The following is a 24,120-nucleotide window of genomic DNA, read 5'->3' on the forward strand; positions in this document are numbered from 1 at the left end:
TCAGCGCCCCTCGTTGTCGGTGGTCCGACCGGTGCCGTCGAGGACGGACCGTCGGATGTGCTCGGCGGCGGCTTCGACGTCGAGAGAGCCGCTCACCAACTCGTCGAGGACGTCGTCGATCAGCGAATCCGGCGGGCCGTCCTGCGGCCCGCCGTCCGCGGCGACCGGGTGGTTCTCAGGGAGACGGCCGTCGACCGGCCGCTCCGCGATCCAGTAACGCTCCCGGGCGAAGGGGTACGTGGGCAGGGGCACGATGCGCGCCGCTCCCGCCGGGTGGAGGCTGTCCCAGTCCAGCTCGAAGCCGTTCACCCACAGGTCGAGCGCCTTGGCGTACATGCCCTTGGCCAGCCATGTCCCGACGACCGCGCTCATGTCCGGGTCGGCGGTCAGGGCGGTCAGCGCCCGGTCGGTGCGTGCGGCGCGGCCCCGGTGCAGCCCTGCCCCGCCCCCGGGGTGGTCCAGGAAGGCCCGCAGCCGGTCCCGTAGCTCGGCGAACGAGCTCACGACCGTCCCCAGCCGCTCGCTCATGGCTTCGCGGCCGACCTGCAGGGTGTAGGCGACATCGGCCAGTGCCGCTCCGGTCCGCTCCGTCTCCAGGAGCGAGTCAAGCAGAGCGCTCGCCTGCTCCCGGAGCCGTTCCTCGTCCTTGGCGGACAGGACCACGACGGCCGGCCCGGCGGCGCGGACGGACCCGGGAGCCGGCCGGTCGCGGACGTACTCCTCGATCACCACGTGGGCGTTGGAACCTCCTGCGCCGAAGGACGAGACACCGGCCCGGCGCGGCACCTCGGAGCTGACGCCGTCGACGGTGACGACCGGCCGCTTCCATTCCGCGCCCTTGCGCTGGACGACGAACGGCGTGGCGTCGAAGTCGATGTGCGGGTTGAGTTCGTCGACATGCAGGCTGGGGGCGAGTTCACCGTGCTGCATCTGCAGAACGGTCTTGAACACGCCCGCGATTCCGGCGGCGGCCTCGGCGTGGCCGATGTTGCTCTTGACCGAGCCGATGGCGCAGTACCGCACGTCATCGGTGTCGTGGGAGAACGCGCGGGTCAGACCGTTGATCTCGACCGGGTCGCCCAGCGCGGTGCCGGTGCCGTGCGCCTCGACATAGCTGATCGTGCGGGCGTCGATGCCCGCCCGGTCGAGCGCGTCCCGCACGACCCGGCCCTGTGCGACCGGATTCGGCACGGTGTAACCGTTCGTCGTGCCGCCGTGGTTGATGCTGGTGCCACGGATGACCGCGTGGATATGGTCGCCGTCCCGCTCGGCGTCCTCCAGCCGCTTGAGGACGAGGGCGCCGACGCCCTCACCGGGGACGAAGCCGTTGCCGCCGGCACCGAAACTGCGGCACTTGTCCTCGTCGGCAAGCATCTGCAGACCGCACAGATTGATGTAGCTCGACGGATGCAGGTAGAGGTTCACCCCGCCGGCCACCGCCAGTTCGCAGGCGCCGTGCAGCAGGTGCTCGCACGCCTCGTGGAGCGCTGTCAGCGAGGAGGAGCACATCGTGTCGACCGGCATGCTCGGACCGTTGAGGTTCATCTTGAACGAGACCCGGTTGGCCGCCGAACCGAAGGAGGTGTAGGGCTGGACGGTGTCGCCGCGGCGCCATCGTTCGGGGCCGTAGAGGCTGTGTCCGGCTCGGGTGATCCCCACGAACACGCCGACGCCGGAGCGGTGTTCCCTCTCGAGGCGGGTCCGCGTGTAGCCGGCGTTCTCGAACGCCCGCCACGCCTCCTGGAGGAACAGTCGCTCCTGGGGGTCGATCTCGGTGGCGTCGTTCGGCGTCATCTCGAAGAACAACGGGTCGAAGTCGGCGAACCCGTCGAGGAAGGCACCCCACTTGCTGTAGCTCCTGCCCTTCGCGGCGGCGTCCTCCTTGTCGGGCTCGTAGAACCCGTCGAGCGCCCACCGGTCGGCGGGGATCTCCGTGACGGTGTTCCGGCCCTCGCGCAGCACCGACCAGAAGGCGTCGAGTGTCTCGGCCTGGGGAAAGCGCGCGCTCATTCCCACGATCGCGACGCCACCGGTGTGCCCGGACAGCGGTGCGGGACGAGCCGCCGTACGGCCGGGCCCGGGCCGCGCGGCGGACTCGGCCGGCGCCTGCTTGTCCGGGACGACGGCCTGCACGGCGACCGTGGTCTCCGGTTCGGCCGGGGTCTCGTGGCCCACTCCGAGGGCGCGGGCCACGGCCTCGCCGCGCTCGGTGACGAAGTACTCGGTCAGCGCCTCGATCGTGCGGTACTCGAAGAACAGGGTGCTGCTCGTCTCTCCCAGATCCTTCTTGAGGCTGGTCAGCAGCTGCAGGATGAGGATGGAGTCGATGCCGTAGGCGGACAGTTGTTCGCGGGCGTCGATGGATTCGGCGGGGATCAGGAGGGTCCGCGCGACCAGCTCCTTCAGATAGGTACGCACGGCGTCGCCTAGCACCGCCCCGTCGAGCCGGGCCGTATCGGCCGGCGTCACCGGCTGAGAGCCGGCTGACGACGGTACGGAGCGCGGCTCGGAGAGCGGCGCGTCCGCCGTCGGCGGCTGTTCGCCGCGGGGCTGGTGGATCACCCCGTCGCTGAAGCCGACCACCACCTGCTGGCCGAGCGGGTGCGCGTCCCTCGCGGGGAACTCGACGCCTTCGAAGCCCTCCCACTCCAGCACCGACTGCCACGTCTCGGGCCGCAGGCCGGGTCCCCCGGTTTCGCGCAGGTCGGCGTCGTGCGGCCACCAGCCGTCGAGCAGCGCGAACGTCAGCATTCCGAAGACGGTGTGGCCGTCGATCTCGTTGATCACGACACCGCCACCGGACCTCAAGAGCGCCTTGCTGTTGCGCAGTGACGAACGGATCTCCTTGGTGGCGTGCAGCACGTTGGTCGCGATGACCAGGTCGTACCCGCCCTCGTCGAATCCCTGTTCGGCGACGGGCCGGCCGGCGTCGAAGATCTCGCAGTGCAGGAACGGATTCCGCGCGCCGAATTCCCGCCGGCCGTGGATGAGGAACGCCTTGGAGAGGTCGGTGTAGCAGTATTCGCCGATGTGCCCCTGGTACGGCTGAAGCCGGCGCATGACCGTGGCGGTGGTACCGCCCGTTCCGGCACCTATCTCCAGGATGCGTATCCGGGCTTCGGGGTCCTGCGCGAGCCTGCTCTCGACCAGCGCGACGACACAGTCCCCGACGACATCGTTGAAGTAGTCGGCGATCATGTTCCGCTTGTAGATCCCCTCGACGAGATCCAGCGAGGAGCCCGGGAAGATCACGTCGACCGCGGGGACGTCGCCGGTGAGGACGTCCGGCAGAGCGCGCAGTGTCCTGTCGGCCAGGTCGACGGAAGCGTGCAGTTCGGGGTCCGCGAGCCACTCACGCCTGCTGCGTTCCCACTCGGCGGCGGTGGCGTCCGGATCTACCGGGTCGGACATGGCTGCCCGGTAGCAGCCCGCCGGCCCGCTCGCCGCGATCCATCCCTGCCGCTCGAACAGCCTCAGGGTCTCGGCCGCCCAGCGGTCGTACTTGCCGAGAATGCCTCCGGCCTGCCGGAAGGAGTCCGCGTCGACTGTGCCCGTGCCGATCCAGCCGCGGGCGTTCAGCGAGCACCACAGGAGGCGCAGGAGCAGCTCGTCCAGCTTCCGCAGCTTGGACTTGGCCTGTGTCTCCACGGTCCGCAACTGCTCACCCCGGGCCGGCAGCAGCGGGGCCAGCGGCTCGCTCCGGCGCTCCGCGGGTGGTTCCAGTACGCGGATCGCTTCGCGATCGCTCCAGCCCTCGAACCGCTCGGGCTCGCTGGTGTTGAGGTAGGCCACCTGACCGAGCGGAGAGGCCAGCAGCCGCTCGACGGCGTCCATCGCCAGTGCCGGGTCGATGTCGCCGAGGCCCTCACGCCGGTAGATGCGCTCACGGACGTGCTCCGGCACATCGAGTCCGCTCCCGACAGCGCCCCAGAAGCCCCAGTTGATCACCTTCACGGCGTACGGGCGCTCGGAGAGCCTGCGGGCCAGGGCGTCCTCGAAGGCGTTACCGGCCACGTAACTGCAGTAACCCATGGCCGGGTTGACCGACGCGATCGAGGAGAAGAAAAGCATGAAGTCGATTCCGTCGGCGTCGAAGACCTCCGCCATGCACACGCTGGCGTCGATCTTCGCCCTGAGCCCCTGCCTGAACTGCTGCTCGGTCGTGTTGGGGAGGCTCTGGTCCACCAGGCCGAAGGCGGACTGCACCACGCCGTGGACCGTGCCGAACCGCTCCTGGATCCGGGCGTACGCGCCCCGCAGGGAGTCCAGGTCGGCGGCGTCGGCCCGGACGTACCACGGGGCCGGTCCGAGCGCGGCCAGCCGGTCGATCTCCGACTGGATGCCGGCGTCCTTCTCCCGGCGGCCGATCCAGACGAGCTGCGCCCGGAAGCGCCGGATCAGGTCTTCGCTCCAGAGCCGGCCGATGCCGCCGGCCCCGCCCAGGACGACGTAGACCCCACCCTCCTTGTACGGCGAGCGGACCGGTTCCGGCAGCTCCACCTGGTACAGACCCCTACGGAACCACCGGCCGTCGCGCAGCGCACGCACGGTCCCGGCCGGGGCTGCCGGCAGGCTGCGGGCGGTGAGCTCGTCGGACACGCCCAGGTCGAAGGAGCGCACGCTCCAGTTGGGCAGTTCCTTGGCCATGACCTCGGCAAGGCCGAGCACGGCCGCGTCGGCGGGCAGCACCTGCTCGCCCCGCCGCACGGGCTGCGTCTGCCGCGTCACCACGGTCCACGTCAGCTCCTCGCCGCCGTGGCCCAGCTCGAACAGTGCCTTGACCAGCCGGAAGAACGCGATCACTCCGACGTCGGTGCGCCGTAGCAGCGCGCCGGGCCCGTCGCCCGTGTCCGCCGGGGAAATCCACACGAGGTCGCGGACCCTGCCCACGCGCCGCAGCTGCTCGGTGAGCGATTCGGCGCTCACCGAGCCGTCGTTGACGAAGTGCGCGTCGGGGCACTCGGCGGCCAGGGCGGCGCGCTCCGCCGGGCTGCCGCCCACGACGACGATGCCGCTCCGGAGGTCCGGGCCGGGGCTCTGCTCCGGGGCCCGTTCCTCGACCCAGAGGGGCGCCAGCGCCAGATGACCGGCGCCGGTCCACGGGCCCGCCGCGGGCGTCTGGACGGCAGCCGGCGCGGGCGTCTGGACGGCAGCCGGCGCGGGCGCGGTGCCTGCGGGGCGGACGGGCGCCGTGTGGCTGGGCGCCTGCTGCGAGGGCAGCCAGTGGCGCTGCCGTTGGAACGGATACGTCGGCAGGGGGACGCGGCGGAACGTGCCGCTCTCGAAGAGCCGCTCGTACCGCAGCTGGTACCCCTGCAGGTACAGAGCGCAGACGGCTTCCAGGTGCTCCCGACGGGCCGTCCCGGTCGCGCCCTCCGCGCACGCCCGCAGACTGCTGTCGCCGAAACCCTCCAGAGCCGGCTGCGGGCTCACCGGGTTCTCCGTGAGGTCGGCGACGCGTACCTCCCGAGGCTGTCCGTCCGTGAGCCACCGGCCCAGGAGCGTCACCAGATGGGTGGTGTCGCGGGCGACACACGCCAGCCGGACGGGGCAGTGCCGACGGCCCCGCACCAGGGTCGAGCTGATGTCGCCCAGGTCGGTGTCCGGATGGCTGTGCAGGTGCTCCACCAGCCTTTCCGCCTGGGTCCGCAGTTGCTCCTGGGACAGGGCGGACAGCACGACGAGGTGGTCCAGGACGGGCGCGGTGTCACGGAGCGGCAGATCGGGAGCCTCCTCGACCACCACATGGGCGTTGGTGCCGCTGAACCCGAAGGAGCTGAGCGCGGCGCGCCGTGGCCGGCCCGGCTCGGCCGTCCAGGTCCGGTGCACCGTGTTCACGTAGAACGGGCTGCCCGCGAACTCGATGTGGGCGTTGCCCTGTTCGAAGTGGAGGCTGCGAGGCAGCTCGCGGTGGCGCAGGGCGAGCAGGATCTTGATGAGCCCCGCCATCCCCGAGGCCGGCGCGGCGTGCCCGATGTTCGTCTTGATCGAGCCGATGGCGCAGTATTCACGTCTGTCGGTGTAGTGACGAAACGCGCGGCTCAGCGCCTGGAACTCGATGGGGTCGCCGAGCTGGGTACCCGTGCCGTGCGCCTCGACCAGCTGGATGCCGGTGGGGTCGACGCCGAAGGTGTCGTACACCTGGCGCTCCAGCCGTTCCTGCGACTTGGCGCTCGGCGCCGTGATGCCGTTGGAGGTCCCGTCCTGGTTGATGCCCGAGCCGCGGACCACGCCGTGGATGTGGTCACCGTCGGCGAGGGCGTCCCGCAGCCGTTTGAGCATCACGACACCGACGCCCTCGCCGGGGACGAAGCCGTCCGCGCCCTCCGCGAAGGTGTGGCACTGGCCGGTCTCCGACAGCATCCCGGCCTTGTGGGCGTTCAGGTAGTAGTCGGGGGCGCACTGCACGGACACTCCCCCGACCAGGGCCGTCTCGATCTCGCCCGCGCGCAGTGCCTGGCAGGCGAGGTGGAGGGCCACCAGGGAGCCGGAGCATGCCGTCTCGACGGCGATGGCGGGGCCCTGCAGGTCGAGGAGGTAGGAGAGGCGGGCCGGGATGATGGCCTCGGCGTTGCCCCACATGGCCTGGGCGGGGGCGTCCTCGCTGGAGCCGGGCAGGTAGTCACTGACCTGGGTCCCGATGTAGACGCCGCAGGACCGGCCGCGGATGGCGTCGCCGGCGTACCCGGCGTCCTCCAGTGCCTTCCATGCCTCTTCCAGCACCATGCGCTGCTGGGGATCCATGTAGGTGGCTTCGAGGCCGGAGATCTGGAAGAACATCGGATCGAACCGGTCGATGTCGTCCATGAGCGAGGCGTACCGGGGGTGGGGCGCACCCGGCGCCACGAAGGCCGACATGTCCCAGCGGGAGATCTCGCCGACCAGGCTGCTGCCGTCGACGAGGTGCTGCCACAACTGGTCGGTGTCCTTGGCCGTGCCGAACTTCCCGCTCATGCCGATGATGGCGACCGGCTCACCTGCGGGGCCGGGGGCGGTCTCGGACACGGCCTGCGGCGGTGTACCGGCCACGGCGGGCACCGGCAACGGCGGCGGCATGCTGGTCACGGCCTGTGGCGGCGTACCGGTCGTGGCGGGGGCGGCCACGGCTGTGGGGGTGGGCGGCCGGAACTCGGCTGCCGGGGCGGCCGGAACGCGGGCCGCGGTAGGGATCGGTGGCGCCGAGTCGAGGTGGTGCTCCACCACGTAGGCCGCCAGCGCGCGCACCGAGCTGTGGTCGAAGAGGTCCGTGACGGAGAGCGAGATGCCCAGGTCGGTGCCGAGTTGCTGTGTGAGCTCGACGCCGAGGATGGAGTCCACGCCGTAGTCGGCGAAGGAGTCCTCCTCGGATATCTCCCGGCGGTCCAGACCCAGCGAGGACTCGAGCCTCGCGACGATCACGGAACGCACCCGCTCCTGCGCGTCTTCCGTACCCCGCGGTGCGGGGTCGTGCGCTCCGGTCAGCTCGCCGGTGGCGGCCACCACGATCTGGTGGCCGGCGTCGTGCACGGGGGCCGCGGGGAAGGACACCGAGGCGAAGCCGTCCTCCTGCAGCACCTTCTGCCAGGTTTCGGGGGCCAGCCCCGGGCAGCCGGGTATGCGCAGTTCGGCGTCCTGGTAGCGCCACCAGCCGTCGAGCAGCCCGAAGGTCAGGTGCAGGAACGGCGTCCGCGTCGCCAGCTCGTTGAGGACGAGTACGCCGTCCGCGCCCAGCAGCGCCCGGGCGTGGCGCGCTGCCGCCCGGATGTCGCGGGTCGCGTGCAGGACGTTGGTGGCGAGGACGATGTCGTAGCCGCCCGTTCCCAGCGCCTGCTCGGCGGGGTCGCGCTCCGCGTCGAACACCTCGAACCGCAGGTACGGGTGGTCGGTGCCGAACTCCTGCCGGCCGTTGCGCAGGAAGTACTGGGAGACGTCCGTGTAGCAGTACTCCGCCATGCTGTCGCGGTACGGAGTCAGCCGTCGCAGCACCTTCTCGCTGGTGCCGCCGGTGCCGGAACCGATCTCGAAGATGCGGACACGGTGGGCGGGGTCGCGGTCGAGCAGGGCCTCGACGCGGTCCGCCACCAGCTCGGCAACGAGCTCGTTCAGCGCCGTGGCACTGTCGCAGTCCCGGTACACACCTCGTACCAGGCTCATCGACGACCCCGGGAAGATCACGTCGGTCGCGGGCCGTCTGCCCGCGAGAACCTCGGGCAGCACGCGGATCACCGGATCCAGCAAGTTGACGTAGGGGTTGGTGCCTTCGCTCTCCCGGCACACCACCTCCCAGCGCCTCCACACGTCGGCGGCGTCGACACGCGCCCTGCCGGTCGGGGTGTACCGCTCGGGGCCGTGCTCCAGGTAGCCGTGCTCCGCCAGGATGCGCAGGCTCTCGTCGAGCCAGCGGTCGTAGCCGCCGCCAGGATTCAGGGCGGCCCTCAGCTCGGCGACAGACCCGCCGGCACTCTTCATCCCCAGTGTCTGCAGCTGCAGCAACAGCAGTTCGCACAACAGGTCGTCGTCGAAGCCCCGGGCGCTGCCGGAGTCCGCGAGCACGCGCCGCAGCCTCGGGTCGTCCACGCCGCCGGGACCGGGACCGGCGGGGCGGGTGCCGTCGCCGGCCTGTCGCGGGACGGTGGTCTTCTCCAGGGCGAGCTGGTGGTAGGGCCCGGAGAGCAGGTGGTCCAGCGCCGCCATGCCCTCGGCGGGTTCGATGGAGCCGATGCCGCTCTGCTCCATCCGCTGTTGGTACGCGGACGAGGCGACCACTCCGACGCTGCCCCAGTAGCCCCAGTTCATCACCTTCACGGTGGTGGGACGGGTCTGCTGCCACAGCCGGGCGAACGCGTCCTTGAAGACACAGCCGCACACGTAGTTGCTCTGTCCCGCGGATCGCTGGAACGAGTTGATCGAGGAGAAGAACAGCATGAAGTCCAGCGGCTCGTCCGCGAAGACCTGCGCGACGCGGACGCTGATGTCCACCTTCGCGCGCACTGCTGCCCTGAAACGTTCCTCCGGCATCCTGGCCACGCTCTGGTCGAGCAGCGCGAGCGCCGAGTGGACGACGCCGTTGATCTCGGGGAAGCGGGCCTTGATCCGCGCGACGGCGTCCGCCAGCGCGTCCCTGTCCGTGGCGTCGGCCTGCAGGTACCAGGGCGCCGGGCCCAGTCGGGACAGTTCGCCGATCCTGGCCCGGATGGCCTCGTCCTCGGCGCGGCGGCCGATCCAGACCACCTGCGCCCCGTAGGCGCGTACGACGTGCTCGGTCCAGACCGCGCCGAGGCCGCCCGCGCCGCCGATGACCACGTAGACCCGGCCGCTCCGGTACGGCACCGCCTCGGCGGGGAGAGCATCGAAGGACACCGGTGTCAGGGTCTGCCGGAACCAGTTCCCGCCGCGGTGGGCCCAGCTGCCGCCGGACGGCTCCGCAGGCAGGCGCAGCGCCTCTCTCAGCACGTCGTCCCGTACCGCCTCCACGTCGGCCAGGCGCACCCGCCATCGCGGGTTCTCCTTGGACAACGAGCCCAGCAGGCCGTGCACGCCGGCGTGACTCGGGTCGACGCGGTCGGTGTCGACGACACCTTGGCTGCGGACCGTGAGGGCGGTCCACTCCAGGTCCCGCTTGTCGTAGCCGAGTGCCAGCAGCGCCTTGGCCAGCCGGAAGCCGGCGTATACGCCCTCCTCCTGGCGGGTGATCAGGTCCTCGCTCTCCGGCAGCACGGGCGCACCGCCGCTCGCGACCCAGACGACGCCGGCGTAGTGCCCACCGCGAGCGAGGCGCTCCCGCAGACCGTCGAGGGTGTCGTCGGCCCGCAGCAGCAGAACGTCCACGTCCTCCCCCTGCCCGGTGAGGACGGAGGCCATTTCCTCCGGGTCCGCGCCGACCAGTAGCGTCCGTCCCAGCGGACCGCCGCCGTCCGCCGAAGGTCCGGGCCGTACCGGCTCCCAGCGGGGCTCGAGCAGCACCGGGTGCCCGCCGGCGGCGGGCTCCTCCGACGCCGGCGGCAGCTCGGCCACGGTGCGCAGGGGCCGGGTGCTGAAGGCCCTGAACCGCACTCGTACCTCGCCCCGCGCGTCGCACAGGTCGACGTCGAACTTGTCGCCGCTCTCCGTGGTGCGCCTGAGCCACGCCCACATGACCGGCTCGCAGGGGCCCAGGATCTCCACCGCTGCGACGGCGTACGGGAGGTGGAGGCCGTCGCCGCCGAGCGTCAGGCCGATGGAGGCCTGGAGTGCGGCGTCCAGCAGCCCCGGGGGCAGCACCTGGGTCCCAGGGCCGTACTCGGGCGCCTCGGGCAGCGCGAGTTCGGCGAGGACCTGGGCGTCCCCCACGAGAAGTCGCCTCAGCCCCTGGAAGGAGGGCCCGTACACGATGCCCTGACGACGGTAGACGAGGTACGCCTCCGTCGCGGCCATCTCGTAGCGGCCGCACTCGGCCCGCAGTGCCGCGAGGTCGAGCCGTGGCAGCGCCGCCGCGCCGGCACCCGCCTCGATGCGTCCCTGGCTGTGCACCACGGGGGCGTCGCCGCCGGGGGCAAGGATGCGGTAGCGGGTCCCCGCGACGCCGTCCGGTTCCAGCTCGACTCGGAGGCCGAGCGAGGTGTCCCCGACCCTCACCGGCCGAAGCCAGACGACGTCGCGGAGCGTGACGCCCGCCGTCGGTGCGTTCCGGTGTGCGGGGAGCGCGGCATGGGCGGCGCGGGCCAGCTCCAGGTGAGCGACGCCCGGCAGGATCTTCTCCCCGGCCACGAGGTGGTCGCGCAGGAAGGACTCCGACCCGGTGAGCACCGTGTCGAACCGGCGTCCCGTGGCGTCGGCACGGCCGGATGCCACGAACATCCCGTCCGATGCCGGCCGCGCCGTACACTGCCGCCACAGGCGCTTCCTGGCGAAGGGATAGCCGGGCAGCGCGACCGGCGCGGTGCGCCGGCCGCCGAACAGCCTGCGCCACGCCAGGTCGTACCCCTGGCAGTAGGCCCTCGCCGCTGCGCGCAGCGCGTCCCGGAGACCGGTGCCGTCGTGGTGCGGTCCGGCCGCCTCCTCCAGCAGTCGGTCACCTGCCTGCCGGGCCTCGTCGCTCGGTGCGAAGTCCTTGGGTACTTCCCCGGTGAAGACATCGGGGTCCTGGCCGTCCGCTGCCAGCAGGCGCAGCAGGCGCACCGCCTCGGCGCCGTCGCGGGCCACAACGGCGCAACGGTGCCGGAAGTGGGGCCGCCCGTCCAGCAGTGTCGCGCCGACTTCACGCAGGCTGTGCGTGCGCCGGGGGTCCTCCAGGAAGTCGATCAGATCGGCGACACGTTGCCGCAGTGACTCCTCGGACTTGGCCGACAGGGCCAGCATGTGGGCGGGCATCTCCGTGACCTCGTCCTCTCTGCCCGTCGGGCAGCTCTCCACCACCATGTGCGCGTTGGTGCCACTCATGCCGAACGAACTGATCGCGGCGGTCCTTCTGCGACCGGCGGCCTCGGGCCACGCCCGGTTCGACTTGTTGACGAAGAAGGGGCTGTCCTTCCAGTCGATGTACTCGTTCTCCTGCACGCAGTTCAGGGACCCCGGGATCGTCTCGTGGCGCATGGCCTGCATGACCCCGATGAGGCTGACGAGTCCGGAAGCCGCGAGCGTGTGCCCGACGTTCGGCTTCACGGACGTCAGAGCGCAGTACCCCCGCTTGTCGGTGAAGCTCCGGAAGACGTCGTTGAGTGCGTTGACCTCGACGGGGTCGCCGAGCCGCGTGCCGGTGCCGTGGGCGACCACGTAGTCGATGTCGGCCGGGTCGATGCCGTGCCGCCGGTAGGTGTCGCGGAGCAACGCGGTCTGGGCATCGCCGTTCGGGGCGGTGATGCCGTTGGACCTGCCGTCGTAGTTGATACCGCTGGCGCGGATGACGCCATGGATGCGGTCGCCGTCCGCCAGGGCCTTCGAGAGCCGCTTCAGGACCACGACGGCCACGGCCTCGCTGAGCACCATGCCGTTCGCGCGCTTGTCGAAGGCATAGGTGACGCCGTCCTCGGACAGCATGCCGGCCTGCCGGGTACGGGTCAGCAGCTGCGAGGTCGTGATCAGGCTGACGCCCGCTGCCAGGGCGACGTCGGACTCACCGTTGCGGATGCTCGCGCATGCCTGGTGGGCGGCCACCAGCCCCGACGAGCACGCCGTGTTGATGGCCATCACGGGACCGCTGAGGTCGAGCAGGTAGGAGAGGCGAGCGGCGAGGATGCCGTCGTGGTTGGCGGTGACGCTGCCCGCCTCGGGGTCCGGGGTGTCGTAGTCGCCCTGCTCGACCCCGACGAACATGCCGATCCTGCGGGTCGCCGCGGGCGTCCAGCCCGCGTCCTCCAGGGCACGCCACGATTCCTGGAGCAGCAGCCGCTGGCGCGGGTCCAGGCTCCGTGCCTCGTTGGGCGATATCTCGAAGAACAGCGGGTCGAACTCGTCCGGACCGGACACCTGGCCGACGCGGAACGCCGCGAAGGCGCTGTCGCGCGGCTCACCCCACAGGTCGAGGCGCTCACCTGCGACGGGGCTGACGACGTCGCGGCCCTCCGCGAGGACGGACCACAGCTCGGAGGGGTTGTCGGCGCCGGGGAACCGCCCGCTCATGCCGATGACGGCGATGGCGTCGTCGTCCTCCGCGCGCGGCTCGCGGACGCCGCGGTCCGCGCCCGTGTCCGGGGTTCCGCCGGCCTCACGGCCCGGCTCCGCGCCGGGCAGCGGCCGGTCTGCCGGGCTCGGCTCGTCCCGGGGCGGTGAGGGAACTGCGCCGTGGTCGCCGTGGTCACCGTAGAACGCTGCCAGGAGGTCCTTGTGCTCGGTGGCGAAGTATTCCCTCAGTTTTCGCAGCGTGGAGCGGCTGTAGAAGAGGGCGGGCGTGACCTCCACGCCGAAGTGCTTGCCGAGGCCCGTGGCCAGTCCGGCCAGGCTCACCGAGTCGAAGCCGTAGTCCGCGAGGTTGTCGTCCTCGTAGAGCCGGTCCGGGGACAGGCTGACCGCGCCGCTGACGATCTGCCGCAGGTCGTGTGCCAGGCGTTCCCCGGCACCGGGGGACGGCGCCGCGCCCGGGCCGCCCACGACCGGCGGGGCGGACGGGCGGGCCACGGTCGCGGTAACGGCGGCGGTCACCGCTGCGGCTGCCGCTGCGGTCGCCCCGGGCTGCGCCGGAGTGCCTGCGGAAGACGTCAGGCCGAGGAAGCGCGACACCCGGCTCGGCCTGCCGACCAGGATCATGTGCTGGGTGGCCTCCTGGGACAGCAGCCGCTCGAACAGGGCTGTCCCGTCCGCTGTCTCCAGGAAGTCCTGGCCGCTCGACTTCAGCAGCATCGTGGTGGTGTCGTGGTCGAAGCCCATACCGCCTTCGCGCCACAGCGGCCAGTTGACGACCACGGTCCGGCCGGACAGGCGGCCGGCCCGCACCTCGGCGTCACGGTGCCGGGCGTAGGACATCTGGAAGCGGTTGCCGACCGCGTAGTCGCAGGTGCCGAAGTCGCCGATGACGGCGGCGGTGGAGGAGAAGTAGCAGACGAAGTCCAGCTGTTCGCCGGCCAGCACCTCGTCCAGTGCCATCGTTCCCCGGATCTTGGGGCCCAGGACGTCCTCGAAGGAACGCAGATCCTTCTGCAGGATGCTGCCCTGCCCCTGGATGCCGGCCGCGTGGATGACGCCGTGCAGTGCCCCGAAGCGCTCGTGTGCCTGTGTCACGGCCTGCTTCATCGCGTCCGCATCGCGGCTGTCCGCCTGGACGTACAGGATCCGGTTTCCGGCGGCGAGGCCGCGCAGCGCTTCCTGGCGTGGCTCGTCCAGCGGGGAACGGCCGGTCAGGACGAGATTGGCCGCGAAATGTTCCGCGAGGTGGCGGGCCACGATCAGCCCCAGCCCACCGCAGCCGCCGGTGATCAGATACGTGCCGCCGTGCCGGAGGGCGCCGGACCGGTCGTCGGCGAGCGCGGTCTCCCGTACGCGGCTCACGAAGCGGCCGCCCGGTCCGTACAGCGCGCTGACCGCCTGTTCCTGACGCAGTTCGGCGAGCAGTCTCGCCAGCCAGGCGGCCGTGTCCGCCGGCCTCAGTGGATCGGTGGTGTCCTGGAGCACGGCCGTCACGGACAGCTTCGGCATCACCATGCCCAGCGAGCGCTCGAAGCCCAGATGCGCCTCGAGCAGCGCGCGCTCGAGGCCGTCGCGGTACTGCCCGGCCACCACGAAGCGGCGTGCGTCGAGCCCGGCGCCCGCGACTGCCTGGACCGTCAGGACGACGTCGCTGAAGTCGCCGGTCGCGGCGCCGGGTTCGAGCGCCTCCATGCTCACGACCGCGTCGACGGGGACCGGTCCTGCGGCGATGTCCCGGAAGGCGTCCAGGTAGTCCTGGGCCGCGCCGCGGCGGACCTGGTAGCGCTGGGGATCCTGCTTCCGGAAGGTGTCTCCGTGTCCGATGAACACCGTGTGGAGGCCGGGTTCGAGTGCCCGGGCGGCCTGCGCGACCGCCGCCTGGCGCTCCGCTCCGGTGCACAGGAACACGATGCCGCGCAGTGCGCGCGTCGCGCCCGTGTCCAGTGGCTCGGGCTCCCAGTCCTCGACGAAGGTGAGCGGCCGGCTCCGCTCCTCGGCGGTGGACCGGGATGCGGGCGCCCCGGTGCCGGCCACTGCCGCCGGCTCGGCCGGAGCCGCCGTCGGCTGCGGCTGGAGCGCGAGTGCGGGGGGCGCGTCGAGCCAGTGGCGTTCCTGGACGAACGGGTACGTCGGCAGGGGGACACGACGCGGCTCGGCGCCGCGGGCGAGGGACGCCCAGTCGAGGACCAGGCCCTTCACCCAGACGTTGGCCAGCTTGTCGTGCCGGCCCTGTACGAGCCACTGCCGCACCAGATCCCGCATCTCCTCGTCGGCTTCGAGGAGGGCGACGGCGTCCTTGTTCTGCCGCGTGCCGCCGCGGAATACGTTCGCGGACTCCTGCTCGCCGTCCAGGAACGCGCGCAGTCGCTCGCGCAGCGCGTCCTGACCGTCGACGACCAGGGCGAGGCGTTCCTCCATGGCCTCACGGCCGACCTGGAGGGTGTAGGCGAGGTCCGCCAGTCCGGCGTCGCTGCCGGGCCCGGCAAGCCATGTGTGCAGCGCCCGGGCCTTCTCCCGCAGCCTTTCGTCGTCCTTCGCCGACAGCACCAGCAGCTCCGGACGAGGGGCCGGCGCCTGGTGTACCGGGCGCTCCCGCCCGGGCGGGTACTCCTCGATGATCACGTGAGCGATGGCGCCGTGCGCGCCGAACGACGAGACGCCGGCGATCCGGGGCAGGGTCCGCAGCACCCCGTCGACCGTCCGGGTGGGCCGCTCCCACGGCTCCAGCCGGTGCTGCACGTAGAAGGGTGAGTTCGGGAAGTCGATGTACGAGTTCAGCTGCTCGGAGTGGAGTGAGGGCACGAGCATCCCGTGCCGCATCTGCAGCAGGACCTTGGTGACCGCGACGACACCGGCCGCCCCCTCCAGGTGGCCGATGTTCGACTTCACCGAACCGATCGGGCAGTACTGCTTCCTGTCGGTGTGCTTGCGGAACGCCCGGGTGAGACCGCTGATCTCGATCGGGTCACCGAGGGAGGTGCCCGTGCCGTGGCCCTCCACGTAGCTGATGTCCTCGGCGGAGAGCCCGGCGTCCTCGAGTGCGGCGGCGACCATGTCCGCTTGCGCCAGTGGGTTGGGCACGGTCATGCCGTTCGTCTTGCCGCCGTGCACCGTGGCGACGCCGCGGATCACACCGTGGATGTGGTCCCCGTCCTCGAGCGCCTGGTCGAACGGCTTGAGCAGTACGCAGCCGACGCCCTCGCCCGGCACGTAGCCGGTGCCGCCCTCACCGAAAGAGCGGCAGCGTCCGTCCTCGGCGAAGAAGTTCATCTGGCTGAGCGAGACGTACTTGTTGGGGTGCAGCGACAGATTCGCACCGCCGGCGAACGCCAGCGACGAGGAGCCGTTCCGGATGCTCTCGACCGCCATGGCGATCGCGTACAGCGACGAGGAGCACGCGGTGTCGACGGTCAGGCTCGGCCCGTGCAGGTTGAAGAAGTAGGAGACGGCGTTGGAGGCGGCGGCACGGTCGGACAGGACGACGTCCTGTCCGCTGTACAGCTGGTACTCGTTCCACATCATGCCCAGGTAGACACCGACCTTGCGGGCCTTGTCGGGGCTCAGGGACTGCCGCGTGTACCCCGCGTCCTCCATGGCTTCCCAGGCGGCCTGGAGGAACAGCCGGCTCTGGGGGTCGGTCAGAGCGGCCTGGTTCGCCGACATGTTGAAGAACAGCGCGTCGAAGTTCTCCGCACCGTCGATGAAGCCGCCCCACTTGCTGCTGCTCTTGCCGGGCGTCTTCTCTGCCGCGTAGTACACGTCCTTGTCCCACCGGTGCGGCGGGATCTCCTCGATGCAGTCCTGGCCGCTCTCCAGCACCCGCCAGAACTCGTCGAGGTTCCCGGCCTTGGGGTACCGGCCGCTGATGCCGATGACAGCGACGTCGCGCGGGCGGCCCGCGGTCCGGCCGCTCGCCGCCTTCGCCGACGGCACCCGGTCCGGGCCCCGAGCGCCGGGCCGGATCTCCGCGAACCGGCCCTGAGGCGCGACCGGCGGAACGGGTACGGCGGCCGTCGGCACGCTCTCGGCCACCGCCTCCGGAGCCGCCGCCGTGGACGGCTCCAGCCCCAGCAGCACTGTCAGACGCGCCGCCTGGTGCTCGGTGAAGTACTCCGCCAGCTCCTGGATGGTGCGGTACTCGAAGAACAGCGTCCCCGGAATGGAGTCGAAGTCCTTCGTCAGGAGCCGCATCAGCTCCATGATCTGGATCGACTCGATGCCGTACTCCCCCAGCTCCGCGGCGACGTCGATCCGCCCCTTCGGAATGCGGAAGACCTGCGACAACCGGTCCCTCAGGTACTCGACCGTCCGTGTGAACAGCTCACCCGGGCCTTGCGCGGGCACTGTTTCCACTGCACTCGTGACGTCCGGGGGCTGGTTCACGGCCACCGGCTGGTTCGGGGCCACCGGCCGCGACTCGGCCGCAGTCGGCTCGGTGCCGGCTCGCCCTGCCCCCTCGACGCGCAGCACCTTCTCGATCTTCTGACGCTCGCCCTTCGTCACGACGACCTGGGTCTCGTCGGACATCAGGATCTGGAGGAGCGCTCCGATGCCCTCCTCGGTCCGCAGTCCTCGCAGACCGGAGTGATCGTGGTAAAGGGTCTTCGCGGGTCCGTCCTCGGCGAGCTCGCCGAGCATGCCGCCCTCGTCCCAGTAGGGCCAGTTGACCGACACGCTCCGGCCGTGCCGCAGGCCCTGTGCCCGCAGCTCCTCCCGATGGAGGGCGTATCCGTCGAGGAACCGGTTGGCTGCGGCGTAGCTTCCCTGGCCGAAGTCTCCGACGTAGGCGGCGATGGACGAGAACATGAAGAAGAAGTCGAGGGGATCGGCCGCGGTCAGTTCGTCCAGGTGGACGGTCCCGTGCGTCTTCGGCGCCAGCACCGCCTCGAAACCGGCCCAGTCCACGTCCATGACGCCGGTGCCGCCGATGACACCCGCACCGTGGAAGACGCCGTCCAGCGTGCCGAATCGTTTCCGCGCCGCAGCCAGCGCCGAGCCCACACCTTCGCGGTCGGCCACGTCGCAGGCGAGGTAGAGAACCTCGGCCCCGGCGGTCTCCAGCGCGGCGAACTTCTCCCGAAGCGGCGCGTCCGGCTCCCGGCGGCCGAGCAGGACGAGCCGCGCCCGGCACTGCTGGGCGAGGTACCTGCCGAGGTGCAGCCCCAGGGCTCCCGCGCCACCGCTGATGAGGTAGACGCCGCCCTCCTTCAAAGGCAGCTCGGAGACGTCGCGGCGCGTGCCAGCGGTCCAAGGCCGCAGCACCCGCTCCGAGCGGATGCCGTCGGCATGCCGGATCTCCTGCCAGCCGCGCGGGACGGAGCCCTCCGCCCCACCGAGCTCACGCAGCACGCTGTCGACGGTGGCGTCCGCGTCCCGCGCATCGGCGACCTGAAGGCTCTTCATCCGGAACAGGTGGTCGACCGACGTCATCGCACGGCCGAAGCCCGAGAGTGCCTCCACTGCCGCCCGCTGCGGCCCGGGCCGGTCCGGCAGCACGGACAGGTACTGGACCTCCCGCCCGGTGCCGGCCCTGTGCACGGCCCGGAACAGGTGCAGCAGACCCTCCAGCTCGATGCCGAGGTCGGACGGGTCCTGGTTCAGCGGCCAGAAGTTGACGATCGCCTGTGGCAACAGGTCCCGTTCGTCCAGAGTCCGCAGGAGCCGGTCGAAGTCGTCGGCGCTGCGGCGGTCCACGCTGAACAGATCCGGTCCCGATTCCTGGAACGAGCTCGCGCCCCGCACCCGCACGACGCGGCCCGCGTACATCGATTCCAGTCGGGGCCGGCGCGTGTCCTCGTCGTCGAGGAGGAGCAGGGTACGCCCGGTGCCGGGGGAATCCGCGTCCCTGGCGGAGCCGGCTTCGGCTTCGGCTTCGGCTTCGGCTTCGGTCCAACGCGGCACGTAGTAGTGCAACTTCTCGCTCTTGTCGGCCGTGAACTCCTTGAACACCAGGCCGGTGAGCCGCACGCACTCGGTACCGCTGTCGTCGCAGATCGCGAGGTCGACGCTCATCGCGCCGTCACGGGCGATCCGGTGGATGGTGGCGTGGCAGTACGACCGGCGCGGAATCGGTGCGAACACCACCAGCTCTTCGAGGCTGAAGGGAATGCGCAGCACGCCGTCCTGCTCGCCGATGCCTCGCAGAGCGTTGAGCGCGGCGTCGAACAGTGAGGGATGCAGGGTGAAACGGGGGAATTCCTCGTCCAGGCCGTCGGCCAGCACGATCCGGGCCAGTGCCTCCGTCTCGCCGCAGTACAGCGTTTGCATGGCCTGGAAGGTCTCGCCGTACCCGAAGCCCAGTTCACGGAGGCTCGCGAAGATCTCGGCGTTCTCGCGGCGGCCGGTGCACCGTGCCTTGATCGCGGGTATGTCGATCGTGCTCCGCGCCCGCGCGGGCCGGTCGGCGGCATAGTCGGCCCGGCCCTGGGAGAAGACGGTGCGTCCGCCTTCGTTCCCGTCATGGATGACGAACTCCAGCCCATCCTGTTCGAGCGGGGTCAGCTCGATGTGCACGGTCCTGGAGGCACCGTCCATGACGATCGGGCGGCCCCAGATGATGCCGCGCAGGGTGACGCTGTCGGAGCCGGTGGCCAGGAGGGAGGCGTTGTACGCCATCTCCATGTGGGCAACACCGGGCAGCAGGATCTTCCCGTCCACCACGTGGTCACGCAGGAAGAACTCGCTCGCCGACAGGTGCTTGCTGAAACTCTGCGACCGGAGTGTGGAGTCGTTGCTGTCCAGCAGCGGGTGCAGTGCGGCGGACGCGGGCAGGGCGTGCGGCTCCGCGCGGCGGGACGTCGTCGTGTCGGCCCAGTAGGTCTCGCGCGCGAAGGGGTAGCCGGGCAGCGACACGCACGGGAGCGGCCTGTCGTCGAACAGGTTCTCCCATGCCAGCTCGTAACCCTGACAGTAGAGTTCGGCCAGGGCTCGGACCGCGTCCCGGTACCGTGCGACCTCGTCTCCCGTGCGGGCGCGTCCTATCAGCTCGTTGCCGTATTCGGTGAGGGCGTTCTGCGCGCGGAAGTCCCTTCCGACCAGCCCGCGGAACACCTGGGAGTCCTTCTTGCCGTCGAGAACCTGCTGCAACAGCAGCTCGGCGTCCTCGGGGGTGGCGGCGACCAGCGCACAGCGGTGCGCGAAGTGGTGCCGCCCTGCGAGCAGCGTGCTGCTGATCCGCCCGAGCCCCGCGTCATCGGCTCCACCCGCCCGGAGAAAGGCGAGCAGGTCCGCCACCCTCGCCCGTAGCGCCTCGTCGGTCTTGGCCGACAGCGCGAGCACGTAGGAGGGCCGGGAGGCGGTCGGCGGCGTGGGCGAACCGTCGCCGTGGCTCTCCACCACGACGTGGACGTTCGTCCCGCTGATACCGAAGGAGCTGACGGCGCCCCGACGCTCTCGCCCCGGCCGGGCCGGCCAGGGCCGGGCCTCCTTGTTGACGTGGAACGGGCTGCGAGCCCAGTCGATGTACTCGCTTTCCTGCTCGGCGTGCAGGCTCGCGGGCACCGTCCGATGCCGCAGGGCCTGCACCAGGGCGATCAGGCTGACCACACCCGACGCGGCCAGGGTGTGCCCCACGTTCGTCTTGACCGAGGTCAGGGCGCAGTACTGGGTCTTGTCGGTGTGCCGGCCGAACGCCTCGGTCAGCGCGTTCACCTCGATGGGGTCGCCCAGCCGGGTTCCCGTGCCGTGGGCGATCACGTGCTCGATGCCGGCCGGTTCGACACCGAACCGCTGGTACACGGAGTCGAGCAGCGCAACCTGCGCGGGCTGGCTGGGTGCGGTGATGCCGTTGGTCCGGCCGTCGTGGTTGAGTCCGCTCGCCGTGATGACGGCGTGCACCCTGTCACCGTCCGCGAGAGCCTTGGCCAGCGGCTTCAGTACGACGGTGGCGATCGCCTCGCCCATCACCATGCCGTTGGCGCGCTTGTCGAAGGCGTAGCAGACCCCGTCGGGGGACAGCATCCCGGCCTGGGTGGCGTGCTCGTGGAACTGGGGCCCGGCCATCAGGCTTACACCGGCGGCAACCGCGGTGTCGCACTCCCCGCTGCGAAGACTGAGGCACGCCTGGTGCACGGCTGCCAGGCCGGCCGAGCATGCCGTGTTGACGGTCAGCACCGGCCCGGAGAAGTTCAAGAAGTAGCTGAGACGGGCGGCCATGATCCCGTCGTGACCTGAGGTCAACGTCTGCTCGTCCCGGACGAGACCCTGGTAGTCGCTCTGTTCGGCGCCGACGAACATGCCCATGGTGTTGTCGGCGAGCTGCTTCGCACCGTATCCGGCGTCCTCCAGCGCCCGCCATGCCTCCTGCAGCAGCAGCCGCTGCCGCGGGTCCATCTGCTCGGCTTCCTTGGGGGAGATCTCGAAGAAGAGCGGGTCGAACTCGGCTTCGCCGGGAAGCCATCCGCCCCTGATCTCCGACGCGCCCGCGACACCGGCCCAGTTCCCCAGCCGGTGCGCGGGGATCGGCGTGACCGCCTCGCGGCCATCGGCGAGCAGCTGCCAGAACTCCTCGACCGTACGGGCCTGCGGAAAACGGCCGCTCATACCGATGACGGCGATCCGGTGGTCGCGACCGTCTTCGGAATGGGTTCCGGGAGTCGATGCGGGCCGGGGCGCGGTGGCGGTGAACTCCGCAGTCTCCTCGGCCGGGGACTCGGTGGCGGCGGCTTCCGCAGTCTCCGCGGGCCGGGGCCCGGTGCCGGGTTCGTGCCGCACCGCGGTGGCCGCCTCCCCCTCGGCGGGGGCCGTCTCGTCGACGGTGCCCTCGTCGGCAGGGGTGTACTTGCCCGCCACGGCGTCGGCGTACTGCTCCTCCAGCAGATGGTCCCTGAGCATCTCGAGGGTGAAATACGTGTAGAAGAGCGAAGGCGCGACATCGATGCCGTAGTGCTCGCTCAGCCGGAGGGCCAGCTGCGAGTTGCCGACCGAGTCGCACCCGATGTCGGACAGCCGGTCCTGCGGATGGATCTCGTCGGCAGCGAGCTTCAGCACGCCGCCGACGAGGCTCCGGAGATCCGCCTCGACACTTTCCTGCACGTCGGTGCCCGCCCATTCCCTGCTGCGTCTCTGCACGGTCATGTCCGACACGAGTTCTTCCTGCTCGGTTACGGAATCCAGCTCTGCGCTCCGGACGGGCGCCGGCGCCCCGGTGGGGGTGGTCTCGTCGGCGGCGTCCGGTGTGACCCAGAAACGGCGCCGGTCGAACGCGTAGGCCGGCAGACGAAGCCGCCGTACCGGCACCGATGTGAACAGGTCCGCCCACCGGTAGCCGTGTCCCCCGGCGAAGGACTCCGCCAGCCCGAGCAGCCGCGCCCGGTACTCTGCGGCCGGGAGATCGCTGCCGATGTCGAACGCGACCTCGTCAGCGGTCCGCGGTGCCCCGGCCGGCTCACCGCCCGAGTGTGTGCCCGTGGGTTCGTGGAAGCAGTCGTCGGCTCGACCGGCTTCCAGGAGCAGAGTCAGCTTCGCCCGGAGTTCGTCACGGTCACGCACGACCAACGCGGTCCGCCGGTCCAGGTGTGCACGGCCCAGGAGCAGCGTGGCGCTGAGGTCGGCCAGGTCGGCGTGGGATCCGTCGCCGTCGAGCCATTCGAGCACATCCTGGATCCGCCGCCGGAGCGCCGTGCCCGTCCTGGCGGACAGACATACGAGGTAGGCGTGGCGGTCCTGCGGAGCGGCCGATACCGCGACGGGCGCCTCTTCGAGCACTACGTGGGCGTTCGTGCCGCCGATTCCGAACGAGCTGACACCCGCGCGACGTGGCAGCGGTTCGCCGGCCTGCGAGCGCGGCGGCTTCCACTCACGCAGACGGTCGACGACGTAGAAGGGCGTGCCGTCCAGGACGATTCGCGGGTTCAGCCGCTGGAAGTCCCTCAGAGCGGGTAACTGCCCGTGTTCCATCGCGAGGAGCACCTTGATCAAGCCGGCCACCCCGGCGGCGGCCTCGAGGTGACCGATGTTGGGCTTGACCGAGCCCAACCCGCAGAAGTTGTGCTCCCTCTGGTCCGCCGTCTCGCCACGCGCTCTGCGGAAGCCCTCCACCAGCCCCTCGATCTCGACCGGGTCGCCGGTCGGGGTCCCTGTGCCGTGCGCCTCCACGTACCCGATGGTGTCCGGCGACACGCCTGCCCGGACGATGGCGTCCGCGACCACCTGCGCCTGCGCTTCGTCGCTGGGGTAGGTCAGGGTGCGTGTCCTGCCGCTGTGGTTCACGGCGCTGCCCCTGATGACGCCGTAGATGTTGTCACCGTCGCGCACGGCGTCCGCAAGGGGCTTGAGCAGGACGGTCCCACCGCCCTCCCCCCGCACATAGCCGTCGGCCCGCTCGTCGAAGGGATGGCATGAGCCGGTGGGTGACAGCATGCCGGTCTTGGCGAACGAGGTGTGCCGGGCCGGGGTCAGTACGAGGTTGATGCCGCCGGCGAGCGCGAGACCGCACTCGCCGTTCTGAAGGGACTGGACCGCCAGGTGGATGGCGTGCAGGGAGGCGGACGACGCCGTGTCGACGACCACACTGGGGCCATGGAAGTCGAAGAAGTGGGAGACGCGGTTGGCGATGACCGCCCCGACCGTTCCCGTGGAGTGGTGGGCCGCGACCTCGCGCAGCTGCCTCTCCTGCAGCTCCTTGTAGTCCAGGTTGAACGATCCCAAGAACACTCCGACGTCACGGCCGGACAGCGCACCGGGCGCGATGGCCGCATCCTCGATGCAGGACCAGGCGAGTTCCAGCATGATCCGCTGCTGCGGGTCGGCGCTCTCCGCCTCCAGCGGGGAGAGACGGAAGAACTGCGCGTCGAAGGCGTCCACACCGTCGATCAGGCCTGCCCACCGGCGGATGCTCGGCTCCCCCGCGCCTCCGCCGGCGAAGTCCGCCGTCTCGCCACTCCCCATGTCCCAACGGGCCTGGGGGACTTCGCCGACCTGCGACCGTTCGTTCCTGATGAGGTCCCAGAACTGACGGTGGTCGTCCGCCCCTGGAAACCGGCACGCGATTCCAATGACGGCAATGGGGACATGCTGCGGCATCAGTGGAGACCCCCTTATCGTTCGCGACGTTTTGGCGCAGCGCAACGGCCGCCCACTGACGAACCTGGGCATGCCGAGCCGGCAGGACCTTCTTCTTGAACTGTTTCCGAACGGCTGTTGCCGTCTGGGGCGCACCACGGCAGACCGGTGGTGTCCACAGCAGGTGTGCCGCCGTCAGGATTCGCGAGCTCCGCGCCCACGGTGACTGCCGCATTCCCTGAGAGGGTCTGCTTTCACCGACCGCGGCACGGGCAGCCCGATTCGCGACCAGAAGGACCAGGAAGCAAGCTCGGGACCACGTTGTCCCATACGCCCCGATGTCAGCGACTGTGGTGACTCGAAGGCTTGTTGACACTCACTGCGGGTGACGTTCACTCGCGACGGGTCGAACGCGTCGCCAGACTCCCGTCACCAGCATGACTTCACCGCTCGACGTGCGCATCGGGGCGTTCGGCAGGTCGGCCGGATGTCACGGCCGGCGCACCTTCTGCTCGGCCACGTCGGCCGATCAGACCACCAAGA

1 protein-coding gene is annotated in these 24,120 nt (G+C 70.8%); it reads right to left on the reverse strand.

Going from position 1 to position 24,120, the window contains the following annotated elements; all coding sequences use genetic code 11:
* Complete coding sequence (locus HED23_RS16255; RefSeq protein WP_203184115.1) at window positions 1-23,598, reverse strand: SDR family NAD(P)-dependent oxidoreductase; 23,598 nt, start codon at window positions 23,596-23,598, stop codon at window positions 1-3.
* Window positions 23,599-24,120: the final 522 nt, after the last annotated feature.

Source organism: Streptomyces pratensis, from assembly GCF_016804005.1.
Lineage (GTDB): Bacteria > Actinomycetota > Actinomycetes > Streptomycetales > Streptomycetaceae > Streptomyces > Streptomyces pratensis_A.

Coding starts and splice junctions, on each gene's coding strand:
- HED23_RS16255 (WP_203184115.1), bottom strand. CDS start 23,598: ATGCCGCAGCATGTCCCCATTGCCGTCATTGGAATCGCGTGCCGGTTT.